A 17,888-nucleotide genomic window follows, 5' to 3' on the forward strand; every position below is an offset into this window, starting at 1 on the left:
AGGACCTGCACGATCATCCGGCTTCCGAAGGCCCCTGCTCGCCGTCGCCGTCGGAATCGCCCTCCTTGATCGGGAAGAGCGACGCGCCGTCCGGTGCGAGGGCCTCGGCGGCCGCCGGCCGGCCCGGCGACGTCGCGGCGATGACGATCTGAGCTTGTGCGATCGGAGTTGCCTTGCCGGCGGGGCGCGGCCGAGGGCTGGGGGCCGGGATCGGCGGTGCGTGGTCCACGCCAGGGGGCCGCCGTGCGGTGGAGGGAGCGAGGGGAGGCGTGGCCGACGGGCGGCTCCGGGGCGGGGCGGCCGGGGCCTTCGGGTCGGGCGCCGAAGCGGCGGGCGGTGCTTCCGCGGCCGGGTTCGGCTCGCCCGACGCGGTGTCGTCGGGCGCGTCCCGGGTGAACAGGTGCAAGGGAAACGGCGGCGGGAGCGACTCGGCCGGCGCCGGTGGTACGACACCGAGCCCGGGCCAGGTATCGCGGACCTCGTCCAGGAACGCGCGATGGTCGGTGCCGTGGGCCGACGCGACGGCGTACAGGGCATCGAGGGCGGCCTGCAGCGAGTCCGACTCCGCGGCACCGAACAACGCCGGCAGAGCGAAAGCCTGTTGGAACGCGTTGTGGGTGGTGCCGTCCGGGAGGGTGATCGTGGTAAGTGGAGCATTCGGGTCCTCCAGCAGGCGCCGCCACGCCGCGCCCGGTTCGTCGAACGGCGCGGGCAGCGGCAGGCCCGCGTCCAGGGCCGCCAACGCCGGGGCGATCCAGTCGACGTCGGCCAGCCCCGCCAGGGCGCAGGCGCGGTGCGCCGCCCAGCGGGCGATCTCGCGTTGCGTCCCGTCGTCGACCCGCGCGATCGCGTGGACCAGGTGCACATCCAGCATGCGCATCCCGTGCACGTTCCCGCCCACGCCCCGCAGCCGCTCGGTCGGCAACCGGCCCGCCCACATGCGGAGTTCATAATTCCGGACGGTTTCCGCGCGTGCGCGGGCCTCTTCGGCGCGGGCCGCGCGTGCTGCCGCGGCCCGCTCGCCGGGCGTCGGCGGCGCCGGCAGGTCCCGGGCGACCTGGTTCCAGTAGGCCGCCTGGTCGCTGGTCTGCCGCACCACGCGGTCCGGTTCCGCGGGCGCGGGCCAGAACTGCAGGAGGTAGCGGTCAACCGGCGGCTCGCCGTCGAACACCACGCCGTGGGCGTTGGCCTCGTCCATCCCCACCGCGCAGTACCGCACCCGATGGTCCACCGGGTCGAGTTCGAACTCGCACGCGATTCCGCCCTCCCACTGCGTGAGCCACACGGTCCGGGTCCGGGGGGTGAACGGTGCCTCGACCACCTCCTCCCACCGCCCGTCCACCGCGGGCGGGGTCTCGTGAACCTCGATGGTCAACCCCACACTGCCGGTGTGCATGCCGGTGGTCAGCGACAGATACCCCTCCACGGCAGCGGCGCACAGGCCGTTGACCTGACCCGCCCGGGGGTCGCCCCGGATCGGCACGCAGTTGGCGCGGCTGTCGACGTACATCTGCATGTACTCCACGTGCACCGAACCCTCGAACACCGTCCGCACGAACACTCCCCCGAAACGTCACCGGCCCCGCGTCCCCGACCCGGGCAACCAGGCGTCATGCTGCCGCACGGCACGGACAACACGTACCCGGGAACGTCCTTCCACTGCAGACGAGTTCGCGGCACGGGGGTGTACGACACCACGGGTCCAGCGGGGAACACCCGATCCCGACGCCGCAGACAACACCGGACCGGCCGCTTCACCGCGTGTCCACGCTCCTCGACGGATCGTTCGACACGCCGGCCACACGCGCCAGAACATCACGGCACATGCGCTGGAGTTCCTCGTCGTCGGCGAGGTTGGCGTAGCGGCCGCTGCGGCGGGGCAGCGCGAGTTCCGCCCGCACGCGCGGCAGCGCCGGAGCGGCTGCCGATCCCATCCGGTCCAGGCAGGTCAGGACGAGGTTCGAGGTCGCGTCGTTCTTCGCCCAGGCGGCCGACAGCGTGTGTACGACGAGGTCGGCCTCGGTCTCGCCTGCGATGTCCCACAGCGCCGCCGCGGCGTGGACGCGGGTCCAATCGTGTTCGTCGTGCGACATGGCTCGCAGACGCGGTAGTACGGCTCGGGCGGGCGGGCCGATCCGGCCGAGGACGTCGATCGTCGCGTGGTTTCGTTCGCTGTCGAGCAGCTTCTCCAGTCGGGGCACGACGTCGGCCGGGTCGCGTTCGAGCGCCCACAGGGCGGCTGTCGCGGCCGCGCGCACGTTCACGTCCGCTGCGTCGGCCAGGGGACGAACCACCCCCAGGGCCGGTGCGGCAGCGGTGCCGAAGGACGCGAGCGCGTCCACGGCCGAGGCGGCGGTGTTCCACCGCTCGTGGCGAACCGCGGCACCGGCGAACGCGGTGATCGCATCGACGGCCGCCGGGTCGCCCAGCTCGGCCAGAGCGTGGACGACGGCGCCCGCGCTCATGGCCGACCGTTGCCGCGCGAGGTCGATGTCGACGAGGCGGCGGGACAGCCGCGGCACCAGTTCGTCGGCGACCGCGCGCAGATGTCCCGCGACCTGTTCGGCGCGCCAGGCGTCCACGTCGTCGTCCAGAGCCGTCAGCAGCGAGGGCACCGCTCGTACGTCCCCCAGGCGCGCGAGTGCCATGACGGCTTCCCGATGGGCGCGGCGCAGCAGTGGGTGCGGATGCGCCCAGGCGGCGGGTCCGTGGGTGGTGCGTTGTGCGGTGACGTATGCGGCGAGGGTTTCGCGGGCCGGTTCGGCGACCGGTGCGAGGGCTTGGAGGGTTTCGGCCGCTGCGGCGGCGGTGTACGCGTCGTGGGGCAGCAGGCAGTTCGCGAGCAGCAGGACGAGTTCGCGGTGGTCGCCTCGCCAGTGCACGATCAGGTCCCGGGTCATGCGGATCGCGTCGTGGCGGGTGGCGGGGTCCGGGCTGCGGAGTTGTTCGGTGAGCAGGGTCGTGCGTTCGCGAACGCGAGCGTCGAGGACATCATGGAAGGTGCGCAGCAGGGTTGTGGTGGGCGCGTGAACGCGGTTGTGCCGTTCGAGGTCGGCGAACACGGCGGCGATCTGCGGTGGGACGTCCTCGGCCGTCGGGGTGTTGGCGTCGGTGGTGCACGCGCACGCTCCGGAACGGCCCTGGCATCCCTGGTCGTCGGGGCCGGGACGCGGTGCGGGGGTGAGTTCGCGCAGCAGGTCGATCGTCGTGGGCACGATCGCGGCGCCGATGTCCGCAGGGGCGCAGCGGGCTCGGTGGACGAGGGAGGCGAGGCGGATGTCGGGGTCTGCGGTCGTGTCGTCCGCGAGGGTGTCGAGCCACGCCATGACGGGGGTTCGGGCAAGTGGCAGTCGCAGCGCGAGGTCGGCCGTGGTCCGTACGATCAGCAGCCGTTCCCCGATCCCGTTCTCGGCTGGCAACCTGCCCTGCAGGATCGTGAGTGCCCGGTCGGTGTCGTCCAGGAAGAGGCCGAGTGCTTCGATCGCCGCGCCCCGTACCCGGACGTCCGGGTCCGTGGCGTAGGCGACGAAGGTGTCGGCGCGTTCGCGCATCAGCGCGGCGCTGTCGGCGGTCGCCGTCGACAGGGTGCCGTCGGGGGCGATGTAGACGGTGTCGCCGCGGTCGACGGCGGCGCGGCCGATGCTGAGGAGTAGTGCGACGATCGAGGCGCGGTCGGGCGTGGCGGGATCGTCGGCCATGTCGAACAGGAACGGAAGGCTCGCCGCGGTACACGGGTACACGTCGCCCTGATGATGGGCGGCGCCGTAGAAGTCGTCCAGGGCCCTCCCGCGAATCTCGGCGTCCGGCGAGGTCATCGCCCGCAACCACATCGGGACGTCGTCGGCGGGGCCGTACGCGTGGCCCATAGACGACCAGGCGATGCCGTCCAAGTCGTTGATCATGCGCGGCACCATGCCGCAGGGCACCGACACCGCCCCCTCGCCCGGACGAACCACGCGGTGTTTTCGCACGGGGACGCAGCGAGGGTCGAATGTCGGTCCTACGGTGTGTGCATGGGCTCCTGGGACGGTATCGCGCGACCGTGTGAGCCTCGTGAGGCTGAGAAGGAGGTCGTCAGCTGCCCCCGGCTCCACCCGCAGCGGCAGCCCTCCAAGCGGAAGTGACACACCCTTCTTCCCAACACCACCACTCCTTGGCCGCGCCGTGATCCAACAGCTTCCGAATGCGCGGGATGTCCGCCTCCGGCGGGACGTCCTCGCGCGACCATGCGGAACTGCTCTATGCCCTCGCCCGTCGTGCCGAGCCGGTGGAACGTCTCCAGCACGGTTTGCCGGGCAGCGGCCGATCCCCCGTCCTTCAGCACGATCAAACGGATGGTGCAGTTCTCCGACGAGCGGACCGTTTCCCCAGCCCAACGCAGTCCGTCCTCCTCGATCCCCACCTTGACGATGTCGCCGCCGGCGATCCCGCGCACGAACCACGGGGTGTTGTCGAGTCGCACCGTCCCATCGCCCAGGTCCACCGCCCACAGGCTCTCGACACTCACTGGAGGCCAACCGTCATCGTCCACCTCCATACGGAAGCGAACCTTCACGTGATCTTCGCTGATGTCCGTCGCCGCGCCGTCATCCTCTCGGGCCGGAACACAAAGTCGCGGCACTGCCATGGGGCCGTCACCGCCTCAAGGAGACGCTCATGATCCGGCTGCCCGCTTCGTGTCTCGGGCGGCAGCAAAGAACAACCCGCTTGTCATGCCCCGCATCCACGCACACGCGGTCGGGCATCATGGATTCACTTCTGGGCATCCGGGCCCTCGACTCGGGCCGGGTGTGTCCGACCGCTCGGCTGACGTCCGGATCCCGTGGTGACCGATCATCAAGGGAGCGAGGCAATGAGTGCCGACGGTGTCGAATGGTTGGAGGATTCGTCCTTCGACGAGTTCGGCTACTGCGTGACGTTCGCGCGTGGCCTGTCGGCAGTGGAGTTGCTGCGGCGCATGGGGTGCGACGTGGCGAACACGGCCCGCAAGGCCCCGACCGACGCGAACCACTGGATCGAGGACGTCGCCGACGAGTTCGGCCGGCGGGCGGTCGCGGACAAGGAGGGGGTGATCCGGGCCGGCGAGGTGAACGGCTGGGCGTTCGCCATCGAGGACGCCGGAATCCGTGGTATCGACCAGGACGTCCTCGCCGTCGTCTCGACCGACACCGTGGCCATGAGCACCTACCGCAACGTCAACGCGCTCACGCGGTTCCTCCACGCGCAGTCCGGGGAAGTGGTATGTGTGTTCGAATCGGCACAGGTTCGCCATGGCACCGATCCAGACCGGCTCGTGCCCCACCTGACCCGAGCCGGGCTGCTGCTCCCCGACGGGGACGAACCCGACTTGGGAATCGGCGAACGGCAGCGACTCATCCACCGCATGATGCACACCGAGTTCGGCGTGACGCTGCCCCGCGAGGACGTCGAGAACGGCGAACTGCTCGCCGCGATGCACTGAACCCGGCCCCGGCCCGCCGGCGGTCCCTCGATTGGTCAACAATCCGGAGCCCCCCGAGGCCACCGGCGACACGCATGTCGCCTGGTGGCTCCCACCATCAAGCCGAGTTCACCGACATGCCGGCCCGGGTGGGCCCGACGCGCCGGCCAAAGCCGCGGCCCATGGGCGAGCTCGCTCGGGTACCGGGCGCCGGCCGCGAGAACACCGGCGACCCGGAGGACGGACCGCCTACGGCGCCGAAGATCCTCGCGGCGGGATTCCCGCGTAGGCTCCCTCTTCGGGAGAGCCGCATCGCAGCCGCGGCATCTCCACCGGACCACCACGGGTAGCGGGCCGCGCGGCACAGCCCCCGTCAGGCCTCGGTGACCGAGGTTTCGGACGCTCTGGCCGCCGCTCGCGCAGCCGGAAATTCGGACACGCGTACCGGAGGGGACTCGCTCTCTCGCAGCGTGCGCCGGAAGGTGTGGAACTTGCAGATGTCGGGGTCCCCGGCGAACCGATACATCCGAGGTTCCCGCCGTGAACCGGACACCTCGTAGCGACCGCCGTAGTTGTGGCGGGTGCCCAACGTCGCGAAGAGCAGCTGCACATCGCCGAAGTCCCGACGCGGTTTCAAGCTCCAGGTTCCCTTGCCGGACGGTATTCGCGGGGTCAAGGACGTGATCTCGAAATCGTCCGGGTCGGGCCAGTCCAGCGCCGTGAACGTGCCGTCCGCCTCCAGCGTCAGCCGGCCCAAGGGCTTGCCCGTGTAGGTTCCGACCAGATCCGAGGCGACCAACCCGGACGGTCGCCCGCCCTCCTCGGCACACGCGAAGTAGCGCGCGCACCCGGTCGCCGACGTCCCGGCGGCCACCACCACGCACGCGAGCGCCGCCATCGGCCACCGCATCCGCTCCCCCTCCCGTACTCCACCTTGGGTACGCGGTGATCATTGCGGGCTCGCCGGAACCGTTGCCGGTAGGGGGTGCGTGGCGTCACGGCACGGCTGTCGGAGGCCTTGCCCTCGCCTTCGGGTCCGACGACCCGGATCGGCCCGCCCACTCGAACTGCGACGCCGGGCAATCGGCTGAGTTCACCGGCACCGCTCGGGTGCCGCGCACCGACACGGCCACGTCGCCAACTTCCCGCCCGAGTGAACCCGTGAAATGCGACGCCATCGATCTCGGGCGTTCGCTAGTTTCACGGACATGACCGAATTCGAGCAAGTGAACATATCCGAAGCGGAGTTCGATGAAGTGACCTCGACCTCCACGGCTACCGAAGACGACAACGAATCCGATGCCTTCGACGGCCATACCTACAGTCCGGCGAGTCTGTCCCGACTGGTCCTGTCCGAGCAGGCAACGATCGTAGCGGAGCGGGCGATCGGCCTGGCGGTGATCCGCGAGGACGAGTTCCGCCCGGACGGCCGGGACGAACGCGACAGGGAGGCCATTCTCACCCTGATCGCGACGCGCAACCTCGCCGAGCACGTCCAGGCCCTTTTGCGAGCGGCCGTCGTGCACACACAGACGTCCGGCATCGGCTGGGAACGCATCGCCACGGTCCTGGGACAGACCCGGCAGAGCGTCGCCCGAAAGCACGGCCCGGCCGTCGAGGAATGGCGAACGAGCATCGTCGGCCCAGACGGCCGGCCCGGTCTGCCCCGAACGCATCGGGCCGAGGACGCGGCCGCCCTCGCCCACGAACTCGATGCCTGGCTGCGCGAGCACGCCGCGAGGCCGTCCGGTCCTCAGGACGCCGCGATCTCCGAGCGTCTGGGCCGGCTGGGCGCGGCCGAGGAACTCGACCTGCTGCTCGCGCACAGCCGCGGAGCCCTGCCGCCGGCCGAACTGGCGGCCGTGCGCGAACGCCAGACCGTGCTGTACGAACGCTTCGCCGCCGCCGAGGACGACCCCGAACAGGCCCGCCGCTACCGCCGATACGCCGCCCACGCCCGCGATCAGACCACCGAACTCCGCGAGTCCCTCGCCCCGCGGCCCAACACCGCCGACACCGACCCGAAGACCCCATGACTTCGTCGCGCATGTCGCCTCCCTCTCGAGGAGCGCGGCCGCGGTTGTGTGGTCCTGGGCGATGCGTTGGTGCGGCGCCTCGCCCAGGGCGGGTGTCACGCGGGAGTGGCGGTGTCGTCGATGTAGGTGATCGAGCCGACGCCGCGGTTGCTGGGTGTGGGCTTGCCGTACCAGCGGTCGTGGAAGGGGTGTCCGGGGCCGACGGGGCGTCCGACGAGGGCGCGCTTGCCGCTGGGCATGGTATCGATGCGGTCGATCTCGATGACGCAGCGCACCAGCTTGTCGTGCACGACCGCGGCGAACTTCTCGCCGTCGGCTTGCTCGCCCAGGCTCCAGCAGCCGCGTGAGGATTCGTAGATCTCCTGGTGGGTCATTCCTTCGTCCCAGCCGCAGTACTTGCGGCCGAGTTCCTCCTCCGCCTCGGCCGGGTGCCTGGCCTGGATGTTGATCTGGATCAGGTCGGTTTCCCTCCCTGGTCGTGGGTGCGGGCACGGCGGTACGGCGCCGGGTGGCGGCGGAGCCGTCAGTGTGCGCGGCGCGCCTGAATGGCGCGGCGTATTGGGCTTCACCGCGCGCAGTTCTGCTTCTTCTCCTCGGTTTCCGCGCCGGTGACCTCGAGATCGGGTACGCCCGCGAGCGAACGCCGTTCCGACACCTACCCACCATCACCACTATCCCGTCCCGTCGCGCCGTCGTGGCCGCTTTCGGCCCTTGCCGATCGGAGGAACCCCCGGCAGGTTGAACGCATGATTCTGCCCTTCGTACGCGAAGAGAAATATGGTTCCGTCCGGGTGACCGTCGAGCGGGTCGAGAACCCCTCCGCCGTCGGACAGACCGCCGAGGCAAGGGACTTCCCCTGCCTGACCGCGCTGGTCGACTTCCCGGCACGCGGCTACGGCGCGCTCTTCGGTTGGGTGCAGTTGGTGCGATCCACCGACGGCTCCTCGGCCGGCACGGAGTTCGAGATGGACCCGTTCCCACTCTTCGCCGACGCCGGCTCCCCGTACTGCTACTTCGGTGTCACGCCGACCCTCTTCGACTCGCCGGCCCGCCACACCCGCGACCCGATGACCTGGCTCGCCCACAGTTTCCTGGCCTGGACCCCCATGGCCGACACCATCGAACGCCACGCCATCCCGCTGGTCGGCTTCTCATGGGGCTTCACCATCGACCGCACCGAAACCATCACCGTGCTCCCCACCCGACCCCTGGCCCCCTCCGACTGGACCACTCACCTCCCCCACCTCACCGAACAACACCCGACCTGGACCTTCGGCCCACCGCCCGCCCCCCGCCCCACCCACAGGCGCACGCCCGGCACGTAACCTGCCGGTGAGTCCAGGATCGATCCGTCACGAGCGGCGACTTGCCCGACATTCTTCTTCACCCACGAGTTAACTTGCCCGCTTGCCGTGTGTGCTTGATGTGTGTCAGGGGCGTTGCACGGAATCGCGAGTACATCCTTTGTCGGCCGTCGATGGCGGGAGGCGTGACGGCGTTGGGCCAGGGTTTGGGTTGGCTGGTGCAGTGCGAGCGTCGCGGGTGCGGCCTGACCTTCGCGAGGAACCTCGAACCGCACGTGCTCCTCGAACGACTCGGAGCGGATCCGCAGACCATCGCCATGCGCGGGCAGGCGGACAACTTCGACGAGAACGGCGACGAGATCCACCCGGCTTCGACGACGCGTACGACGCATGGGACGGCCGGGTGATCCGCGCCGGGACCTGCGGCAAGTGGGCCTGGGCCCACGAGGAGTCGACGTCGCGCAGCGCGGACCCCGAGGTGACGCGCGCCGTGTCCGCAGGGACACTCGCCCTGTCCCTGTACCACGACCTGAGGTCGATGACCGCCCTCACCTGCGCCGAGAACGGCACCTTGGTCACGGCGATCAACACGTGGAGACGCCCGCCGCCGAGCGGTCACGCAGGAAGCCGTCCCGCGATGTTCGACGCGGACGTCACCGCGCTCGGCGCGGATCCCCACGCACCGACCGTGGGAACCACCGACCCGGTGGAGTTGTTCTTCGGGCTTGCCGAAACCCGGTTCGGCGTCGGCCTCACCCACGGCGCTCTGCTCCTCGAGCCGGTTTGGTGCGGCGCGGTGACCCCGGACGGCTCGCCCTCCTGACACCACCGGCGCGCCGCCCATGTCGCTTTCGGCCCGCACTCTCGCACGGGTCGGGTCGGTCCGACCCTGCGTCGCGAGGCAGAACGAGGGGCGGCTGGCATCACACGTAATGGTCGGAGCCGACCCGGACCGGCGGGCCGACGTCACGCACGGGGCAGCGACCTGGTGCGTATGAGTGGCGCGTCCGCGTTGGGCTGCTCGTGCTGGAGACGGCAAGGGGGTATCGGGGCCACGGCCCGGTGCGGCCGTGGCCTGGATCTCGTGGCAGGGTTGGGGACTACCGGGCTCGGCGTGTCATCCGGGTGAGGACGAGTTTGCCGCGCTCAACGAGGTCGGACCGCTCCTTTGCGAGCCCGGAGCGCAGGTAGGACACGCCCAGTCGGGCGGTCAGGAGCAGCAGGAGGCGCTCCTCGTCGTCGTCCAGGTGGCGGCCGTAGCCATTGAAGTGCGCGGCCTTCAGGTCGGGCCGGGTGGTCCACAGCGCGCCGTGCAGCCATACGAACTCGTCCGCGATGCTGCCGTGTTGCGCCATTTCGAAGTCGATCAGGCCGACTGTGTCTTGGGCGGCGTCGAAGAGCCAGTTGCGGGTGGCGTGGTCACCGTGCCGGTAGACCACCGGCATCCCCTCGGTGCGCCGTGGCAGTTCCTCGACCACGCACTGCACCAGGGCGCGTTGCGCGTCGTCGAGGTGACCGGCGGTGTCCTCCAGGCAGGCGGCGGCCTCCTTCGCCTGTCCGGCCACGTCTGCGCGGATGACCGCGCGGTCGTGGGCCGTGGCGGGCGGGGAGTGGTCGTGCCAGCGGCGGAGCAGATGCCCGGCCTGCTGGTGCACCCGGCGCTCGTCGGCCTGCGTCAGGGGCAGGTCGCGCACGACCCGTCCCGACAGCGGCGAGCTCATGAGGGCCTGCAGGTCGGGGTCCGCGGCAATCAGGCGGGGGGCCGTGCCGACGATGAGAGCGCGTGCCGCGTGCGCGTAGCCCCGGACCTCGCGTTCGTACTCCCGTGCGCTGGGGCTGATCTTCACGAACACCATGTCCGCGCCAGCGGCCACCCGCCACACCATGGAGTTCCCCCGGGCCCAGGACACGTCCGTGACGTCGTCCACGCCGGGCAAGTGGTCGGCGATCCATCGCCGCAATTCGTCCGGAAGAGGGGTGTGCCGGGTCATCAGGGGTGTTCTCCGAATCGCATCGTCGGATCGTCTCAAGCACATGAGACACCTCCCTCGTCAGCGACCCCTCTCTCCCGGCGCGCCATCGACGACGGCGACCTCGAGCACGAGTCCGCGACCCGGGGTCTTCCCGAGGCACCCGCCGGCGCAGTAGCCGAACGGCGTCGGTGCGTGACGCTATGGTCGTCCGACTCGATGCCCGCGAAAGGACTTCCATGTTCACGTCGTTCACGCCATCGGTACGAGGCGCGGTGGTCGCCGTGGCGGTATCCGTCGTGTTAAGCGTGTCCTGCGACACGTCGGACGGCGGATCGCAGGACACGCCGGACACGACCGCCCTGTCGAGTGCGTCGGCGAGCGCGTCCGTCCCACCGCCGACGCCCGGCGGGGGCGCGGCCTCCCCCGCTCCGGTTTCGGCGTCGGCCGCCACGCCGGCCGCAGTGCCGGCGGTAAGGGTTCGGGACGCGTTCGCCGGACTCCAGGCAACGCTCAACGATACGTGCACCCCCGGCAATTGCGCCTACTTCCTCGGGCGCGTCCACGACGAACTGCACCGCCTGGATCGGGCGATGAAGGCGGATCCGAAGGGCGCCGGTCACTTTCCCGAACCGATCGCCCTGATCAAGGCGCTCGACACCGAACTCCGCGGCGACCGATCCTTCGAGAATCTGAAGAAGCACCAGACCTCGCTGATCCGCACCCGGGACCGGATCAACACCTGGATGCAGGACCACCCCGACGACTACCGCTGACGCTGCGCCGCACCGGTCGCCCGCGCAGACTTGGGAACAACGACCGCAGGAACAACCTTCCATCACGCTGACACCCGCACCGCACACGGACCGGAGCCAGGGCGGGTATCGAGCCTCGCCCCCACGGTGGCGTCCGTGAACCCGGATGATTCCGAGTACCCAGGAGGCACCGCGTCGACAGGGTTGCTCGGGGATCCTGATATTCGAAGGAGACCTATCGGGCCTTGCCTCCCCACCCGAGTCCGCCTGCCACATGTCGCACCTTCCCCGGTCGGCGGGCCGACCGGCGTCCCAGGCGCGGGTCCGCCCGAGGGTCAGGCCCACCCGGGGCTCGCTGTGGCCCACCGAACAAGAACAACGCAGCGGCCTTCACGATGATCTCGCTTCCGAGGCAATCCGGTCGACGTCTACAAGCCCCACGAGGGCATCGGCGGGGTGTGCCGCCCGGCGGGCGATCTCGCGCTGCGTCTCGTCGTGGACCCGCGCGATCGCGTGGGCCAGGCGCACGGCGAGTACACGCATCCCGTGGAATTTCCCGCCCATCCACCGCAGCCGCTGTGTCGGCAACCGACCGGCCCACATGCGAAGCGGGCCGGAGAGGGGAAGGCCGCCTCGCGACGCCTCAGCTACAGGAGATCGTCGACCCGATCGGCAGTTGCGTTGCCCGTAGCCAACTCTCTCAACTCGAATGTCGGGTAGGACTCCAGCCAGTTTTTCGGGACATACCACACCGCTCCGGAGTCGTCGATCCTGGCGTTGACGTCCTCGGTGGGTATCCATGAGCAGACGAACTGTGCGGGTTTTGCTTCGATCACCAACTTTCTGCCGGTCCACGTCGCCGAGTAGTCCGCCACCAGTCTGACGAGCCCGAGGTGCGTACGCCGCGCACTGCCCGACTGGTTGGCCGTGGGGAATTCGCCGCTGCTGGGCACGAAGAGCTTCCAGTCGGCCTCGTATCCGAATTCGCGCCGTGCCTCTTCCCTCTCGTGCGGCTTCATCGGCATCAGGGTCTTGATATCCGTGAAGAACGGTGCGGTCGCGATGTCGTACATGCGGGTCTTCCCGCCGTGCAGCACTACGCGATCTCCGGCCTCCGCGAAGGACACCGCGGACAGGTACTCCGCGCAGAAGGCCTGGACCGGTCCGAAGGCTTTGTCCTCGACCTTGAGCTGGTGGGTGCTTCCAGCCGTGGGAGCTCCGTGCTCGCTGAGGTTTTCCATGCGCGGCAACGTACAAAGTGCCACAGACAACGGAGGCCGACGCGACGACGGTCCTGCAGAATCAGAGATCGCGTGGAGGCAACCTGTCGAGGCCCGTGTCGCGCATGATGTGGTCGACCGTCTCCTTCAACGAGCTGTCGGCGCCGATGAGGGTCTCAACTCCACCGGGCAGCAAGTCGCGTGCGCGGTACCAGCCGGTGAGTTCCTGGTCGGTTACGTGTGTGAGGTACTCGGCGTCGGGTTTGGTCGCGTGCCGAATCATGGTTTCCGCGAGGGACACGTCGAGGTAGTAGCAGCGGGAGGTGCCGCGATGCTCGCGCACGAGGGCCTCCAGCATTTCCCCGTAGCGGTCGGCGTACAGGATTCCCTCGACGACCACGTGATAGCCGGCATCGAGCGCATAGCGTGCCACGGTGGAGATCAGCCCGATGTTGGCGGCTCCGGGCCGATCACGCTCACGGAGCACAACTCTGCGGAGATTGTCCTGCCCCACCAGTGCCAGACCTCGGCCGAACCGGTTGCGAATCCCCGCGGCCACAGAGGACTTACCCGACGCCGAGTTACCCCGAATCACCACCAGGCGCGTCGCTTCGCTTCCCACGATCATCGGGGCACCCTACCCAGGGCCGAAGAAGCGACGGGAGCGGTGTTCGATTGCGGTGAGCTTGCGTCGCGAGGCAAGGTCCGGCTCCCACCGTGCGTGGTGGTCGGAGCCGACCTGGACCGGCGGCCAACGTCACGCCTGGGGCAGCCCTGATCGCGCGGCAGACGGGATCGGGCCACTCCACCGTGAGAGGTGCATGCCTCACCCGATCGTGATCGGGGCGCAGGAGCAGGAAGGAATCTCGACCTGCGTGACCTCGGTGTCCATCCGCATGAGGAGCCCCTCGTCGGAGACATCCCCGAGTAGACATCATGGACTCAGATGACGCGCGCGGAGGTGACGCCCGACGCCTTGGCCCGGAACCCACAGCAAGCGATGGGGCTCACGCGTCGGTACCTGCTCGAGGCGATCCTGGCCCGCGGCCCGGCCGTCATGAGCGAGCGCTTGCGGACAGCCGGGAGAGTCGACACGCCAGGCTCGCCGCAGCCGGTTCGTGATTTCCCAAGCGTCACCCGGGTCGACGCGTCGCGGTGCGACTTCGGGTCCCGGATGCCCTCTGGAGCAAGAGCGTGCGCGGCTAGGGTGGGTGACTCTGCGGACGAGGAGAACCCTTGTGTCAACCTTCGTGCACCTGCATGTCCACACCGAGTACTCGATGCTGGACGGGGCGGCGAAGAACACCGGGCTGATCGCCGAGGTCGAGCGCCAGGGCATGCCCGCGGTCGCCATGTCGGACCACGGCAACGTCTTCGGGGCGTACGAGTTCGTCCAGACCGCGAAGCGCTCGACGGTGAAGCCGATCATCGGCATCGAGGCGTATGTCGCCCCCAGCACCCGACACGCCCGCCGGCCCGAGTTCTGGGCGCCCGGCGGACGCCGGACGGTGACCACCGCCGAGGGTGAGGGCGGCAAGGACGTCTCGGGTGGCGGCCGGTTCACCCACATGACGATGTGGGCGGAGAACGCGCAAGGGCTGCGGAACCTGTTCAAACTCTCCAGCCTGGCGTCCATCGAGGGCTTCTACATGAAGCCCCGGATGGACCGCGAGCTGATCGCGCAGCACCACGAGGGCATCATCGCCACGACCGGTTGCCCGTCGGGCGAGGTGCAGACCCGGTTGCGCCTGGATCAGTACGACGAGGCGATCAAGGCGGCGTCGGCGTACCAGGACATCTTCGGCAAGGAGAACTACTTCCTGGAACTGATGGACCACGATCTCGACATCGAGCGCAACGTCCGTGAGGGTCTGCTGAGGATCGCCAGGGAACTGGGCATCCCGTTGTTGGCCACGAACGACTCGCACTACGTGACCGAGGACCAGGCCGACGCGCACGACTCGCTGCTGTGTGTGGGCGTGGGCAAGAACAAGGCCGACCCGAACCGGTTCAAGTTCGCCGGCACCGGCTACTACATCAAGACCTCCGACGAAATGCGCCGGCTTTTTCGTGAGCTTCCGCAGGCGTGCGACAACACCCTGGCCATCGCCGAGCGCATCCAGCCGTACGACGAGGTGTTCGCCGAGGTCAACCGGATGCCGCAGTTCGACGTCCCGGAGGGCGAGACGCAGGCGACGTACCTGCGCAAGAAGATCGCCGCGGGCCTCAAGCACCGGTTCGGCGACAACCCGAGCCAGGAGGTGCTGGACCGGATCGAGTTGGAGATGGGCGTGATCACGCCCATGGGCTTCGACTCCTACTTCCTCGTGGTCGCCGACATCTGCCAGTACGCCCGGGACAACGGCATCCCCGTCGGCCCCGGCCGCGGCTCGGCGGCCGGATCGATGGTCGCCTACCTCACCGGCATCACCGGCCTGAATCCGCTCGACTACGACCTGCTGTTCGAGCGCTTCCTCAACCCCGAGCGCATCAACCCGCCGGACGTCGACATCGACTTCGACGACCGCCAGCGCGACCAGATGGTGCGCTACGTCACCGAGAAGTACGGCTCGGCCTACACCGCGCAGGTCAATACGTTCAGCACGATCAAGGCCAAGGCCGCGATCAAGGACGCGAGCCGGATCCTGGGCTTTCCCTTCGTGACCGGCGACCGGATCACGAAGGCGTACCCGGCGGACGTGATGGGCAAGTCGATGCCCTTGTCCGGGATGTTCGACAAGGACCACGCGCGCTACACCGAGGCCGGCGAGATTCGCGCGCTGTACGAGTCCGACCCCGAGGTGAAGATGGTGATCGACACCGCGCGCGGCATCGAGGGCCTCATGCGCGGCACCGGTGTGCACGCCGCCGCGGTCATCCTGTCCTCGACGCCGCTGATCGACCTGATCCCGCTGCACCGGCGGGACAAGGACGGCGTGATCATCACCGGCTTCGACTACCCGTCGTGTGAGGCGATGGGTCTGGTCAAGATGGACTTCCTGGGTCTGCGGAACCTGGGCATCATCGATCACGCCATCAAGATCATCAAGGCCAACCGGGGTGTCGACGTCGACATCGAGAAGATCCCGCTCGACGACCCGACCACGTTCGAACTGCTGTCCCGGGGCGACACGTTGGGCGTGTTCCAGCTCGATGGCGGCCCCATGCGGGCGCTGCTCAAGCTGATGAAGCCGACCGAGTTCGAGGACATCTCCGCGGTCTCCGCGCTGTACCGGCCCGGTCCGATGGGCATGAACTCGCACATCAACTACGCACTCCGCAAGAACGGGCAGCAGGAGATCACGCCCATCCACCCCGAACTGGAAAAACCCCTGCAGGACGTACTCGGCCCCACCTACGGCCTGATCGTCTACCAGGAACAGGTACAGCGTGCCGCCCAGGTGCTGGCCGGCTACAACCTCGGCCAGGCCGACCTGCTCCGTCGCGCGATGGGCAAGAAGAAGAAGGAAGTCCTCGACCGGGAATTCATCCCGTTCCAGGCCGGGTGTCGCGAACGCGGCTACGGCGACGAGGCCATCCGGGCCGTCTGGGACGTCCTCGTGCCGTTCGCCGGCTACGCGTTCAACAAGTCGCACTCGGCCGCGTACGGCCTGGTGTCGTACCAGACGGCCTATCTCAAGGCGAACTTCCCCGCCGAGTACATGGCCGCGCTGCTCACCTCGGTGGGCGATGAAAAGGACAAGATGGGCATGTACCTGGCCGACGCCAGGTCGGCCGGCATCCGGGTGCTCTCGCCGGACGTCAACGAGTCCGTGGCCGACTTCACCGCCGTCGGCTCCGACGTGCGATTCGGCCTGCGGGCGATCCGCAACGTGGGCGACAACGTCATCAACGACATCGTCGAGGCGCGTACGAGCAAGGGGAAGTTCAACTCGTTCGCCGACTTCCTGACCAAGATCGGCCTGCCCGCGTGCAACAAGCGCGCGGTGGAATCACTGGTCAAGGCCGGGTCGTTCGACGCCCTCGGGCACACCCGCCGGGCCCTGGTGGAAGTGCACGACCGCGCCCTGGACGCGGTGGTGGGCCTGAAGAAGCAGGAGGCCGCGGGTCAGTACGACCTGTTCGGCGGCGAGGAAGCGGCGGACGACCCCGCAGTCGGGCTCGACTTCACGCTCACCGACCAGGAGTGGCCGCGGAAGCTCAAGCTGGCCACCGAGCGCGAGATGCTCGGCCTGTACGTCTCCGCGCACCCGCTCGACGGCGCCGAGCACATCCTGTCCCGACACCGCGACACCTCGATCACCGAGCTGAAGAACTCCGGCCGGACCGAGGGCCAGGTGCAGTTGGCGGGCCTGATCACCGGCATCCAGCGCAAGGTCAACAAGAGCGGTTCGCCGTGGGCGATGATCAACCTCGCCGACCACGACGGCGAGATCGAGGTGTTGTTCTTCCCGCAGTCGTACACGCTGGTCGCGCACGCGCTGGAGGAGGACGTCGCGGTCAGCATCAAGGGCCGGCTCAACGAACGCGACGGCGCGCTGAGCGTGTTCGGCTCCGAACTGGTCCCGCTCGACATCGGCTCGGCCGAACACGGCGGCAAGGCCCCGGTGACCCTCACCCTCGCGGCGAACAGGGTCACCGAGAACCTCGTGAGAGACATCAAGCGGGTGCTCTCCTCACACCCCGGGGACAACCCGGTGCACCTGATCCTGGAGAGCGCGCGCATGCGCACCCGCTACAACCTGGACTTCCGGGTCAACCCCGAAGGCGGCCTCGCCGGCGAGATCAAGTCGATGCTCGGCGCGGAGGCGTGGAGCATGTGAACGGGCACCGCGAATACGACGTCCGCGCCGAAGACACGCTGACCTGCCGGGAACCCTACTGCGCGCTGGACGTCCCCTACGAACGCGACGGACAAGAGAGGATACACGTGGCGTACGTGTGCCCCCGGTGCTCACGTCACGACCTCGACGCCGCGCGACTTCTGGCGCTGTTCGACGCGTTCGGCGGACACGTGAGTCCCGCCAACACGGACTTGATTGGGCACTACGCACACCTGTTCGATACCGCCGTTCAGCGCGGCGGCTCCTCGAGACGACGCTGGCGCCTTGGCCTGCCCATGAACCCGGCCGCCGATCCCACCACCGAATGAACCGGGCGGCGACTCGGCACGGACGCGCCTGAGCACGTCACCACGTCGGG

At 69.1% G+C, this 17,888-nt stretch carries 15 protein-coding genes and 1 pseudogene; 8 read left to right on the top strand and 8 right to left on the bottom strand.

All coding sequences use genetic code 11. From position 1 onward, the window contains the following. Window positions 1-13 precede the first annotated feature (13 nt). The 3 genes and pseudogenes from OG948_RS60150 to OG948_RS60160 all read right to left on the bottom strand — a co-directional run bounded on the left by OG948_RS60150 (window position 14) and on the right by OG948_RS60160 (window position 4,537). Window positions 14-1,555 (bottom strand): hypothetical protein, encoded by a 1,542-nt coding sequence (locus tag OG948_RS60150; RefSeq protein WP_406300983.1) that lies wholly within the window; start codon window positions 1,553-1,555, stop codon window positions 14-16. Window positions 1,556-1,754: 199 nt separating this feature from the next. Continuing rightward, entirely contained in the window at window positions 1,755-3,902 is a 2,148-nt protein-coding gene (locus tag OG948_RS60155) for a HEAT repeat domain-containing protein (protein ID WP_331733624.1), read from the bottom strand. Between the two features lie 172 nt (window positions 3,903-4,074). Continuing rightward, a pseudogene (locus tag OG948_RS60160) lies at window positions 4,075-4,537 on the bottom strand (DUF4265 domain-containing protein). A gap of 315 nt (window positions 4,538-4,852) precedes the next feature. Between OG948_RS60160 and OG948_RS60165 the strand changes: the two are divergent. Next, window positions 4,853-5,461 (top strand): DUF6461 domain-containing protein, encoded by a 609-nt coding sequence (locus OG948_RS60165; RefSeq protein WP_331733626.1) that lies wholly within the window; start codon window positions 4,853-4,855, stop codon window positions 5,459-5,461. Between the two features lie 352 nt (window positions 5,462-5,813). Here OG948_RS60165 and OG948_RS60170 read toward each other — a convergent pair whose 3' ends face one another. Beyond that, a complete protein-coding gene (locus OG948_RS60170; protein WP_406300984.1) occupies window positions 5,814-6,350 on the bottom strand; it encodes a hypothetical protein in 537 nt (178 codons plus the stop codon). 298 nt (window positions 6,351-6,648) lie between these two features. On the opposite strand from OG948_RS60170, the gene OG948_RS60175 reads away from it, so the two are divergent. Next, window positions 6,649-7,476 (top strand): hypothetical protein, encoded by an 828-nt coding sequence (locus OG948_RS60175; protein ID WP_331733633.1) that lies wholly within the window; start codon window positions 6,649-6,651, stop codon window positions 7,474-7,476. 95 nt (window positions 7,477-7,571) lie between these two features. Here the strand turns inward: OG948_RS60175 and OG948_RS60180 are convergent, their stop codons facing one another. Continuing rightward, window positions 7,572-8,045, bottom strand: a complete 474-nt coding sequence (locus tag OG948_RS60180; protein WP_331733636.1) for a hypothetical protein — start codon at window positions 8,043-8,045, stop codon at window positions 7,572-7,574. A 177-nt stretch (window positions 8,046-8,222) separates the two neighbouring features. Between OG948_RS60180 and OG948_RS60185 the strand changes: the two genes are divergently transcribed. The 3 genes from OG948_RS60185 (at window position 8,223) to OG948_RS60195 (ending at window position 9,603) form a co-directional block, all read left to right on the top strand. After that, window positions 8,223-8,801: a hypothetical protein gene (locus OG948_RS60185; protein WP_331733639.1), complete on the top strand. Its 579-nt coding sequence runs from the start codon at window positions 8,223-8,225 to the stop codon at window positions 8,799-8,801. A 152-nt stretch (window positions 8,802-8,953) separates the two neighbouring features. Further along, the gene (locus tag OG948_RS60190) at window positions 8,954-9,187 is read left to right on the top strand and encodes a hypothetical protein (RefSeq protein ID WP_331733641.1); all 234 of its coding nucleotides are present in this window, start codon (window positions 8,954-8,956) and stop codon (window positions 9,185-9,187) included. After that, complete coding sequence (locus OG948_RS60195; RefSeq protein WP_331733643.1) at window positions 9,184-9,603, top strand: DUF6461 domain-containing protein; 420 nt, start codon at window positions 9,184-9,186, stop codon at window positions 9,601-9,603. The genes OG948_RS60190 and OG948_RS60195 overlap by 4 nt, the downstream gene beginning before the upstream one ends. A gap of 277 nt (window positions 9,604-9,880) precedes the next feature. Here OG948_RS60195 and OG948_RS60200 read toward each other — a convergent pair whose 3' ends face one another. Beyond that, window positions 9,881-10,771 (bottom strand): aminoglycoside phosphotransferase family protein, encoded by an 891-nt coding sequence (locus OG948_RS60200; RefSeq protein ID WP_331733645.1) that lies wholly within the window; start codon window positions 10,769-10,771, stop codon window positions 9,881-9,883. A gap of 218 nt (window positions 10,772-10,989) precedes the next feature. Between OG948_RS60200 and OG948_RS60205 the strand changes: the two genes are divergently transcribed. After that, window positions 10,990-11,526 carry a hypothetical protein gene (locus OG948_RS60205; RefSeq protein WP_331733646.1) on the top strand — a complete coding sequence of 179 codons (537 nt, stop codon included), beginning with the start codon at window positions 10,990-10,992 and terminating at the stop codon, window positions 11,524-11,526. A gap of 626 nt (window positions 11,527-12,152) precedes the next feature. Here the strand turns inward: OG948_RS60205 and OG948_RS60210 are convergent. Next, entirely contained in the window at window positions 12,153-12,746 is a 594-nt protein-coding gene (locus tag OG948_RS60210; RefSeq protein WP_331733650.1) for a hypothetical protein, read from the bottom strand. A 61-nt stretch (window positions 12,747-12,807) separates the two neighbouring features. Beyond that, the gene (locus OG948_RS60215; RefSeq protein ID WP_331733651.1) at window positions 12,808-13,353 is read right to left on the bottom strand and encodes an AAA family ATPase; all 546 of its coding nucleotides are present in this window, start codon (window positions 13,351-13,353) and stop codon (window positions 12,808-12,810) included. Between the two features lie 610 nt (window positions 13,354-13,963). Between OG948_RS60215 and dnaE the strand changes: the two genes are divergently transcribed. Together dnaE and OG948_RS60225 are read left to right on the top strand one after the other, a co-directional pair. Further along, window positions 13,964-17,509, top strand: a complete 3,546-nt coding sequence (gene dnaE / locus OG948_RS60220; RefSeq protein ID WP_331733654.1) for a DNA polymerase III subunit alpha — start codon at window positions 13,964-13,966, stop codon at window positions 17,507-17,509. Further along, the gene (locus OG948_RS60225) at window positions 17,497-17,838 is read left to right on the top strand and encodes a hypothetical protein (RefSeq protein ID WP_406300985.1); all 342 of its coding nucleotides are present in this window, start codon (window positions 17,497-17,499) and stop codon (window positions 17,836-17,838) included. Before dnaE ends, OG948_RS60225 begins: the two co-directional genes overlap by 13 nt. Window positions 17,839-17,888 lie beyond the last annotated feature (50 nt).

It is taken from the genome of Embleya sp. NBC_00888, assembly GCF_045207655.1.
Lineage (GTDB): Bacteria > Actinomycetota > Actinomycetes > Streptomycetales > Streptomycetaceae > Embleya.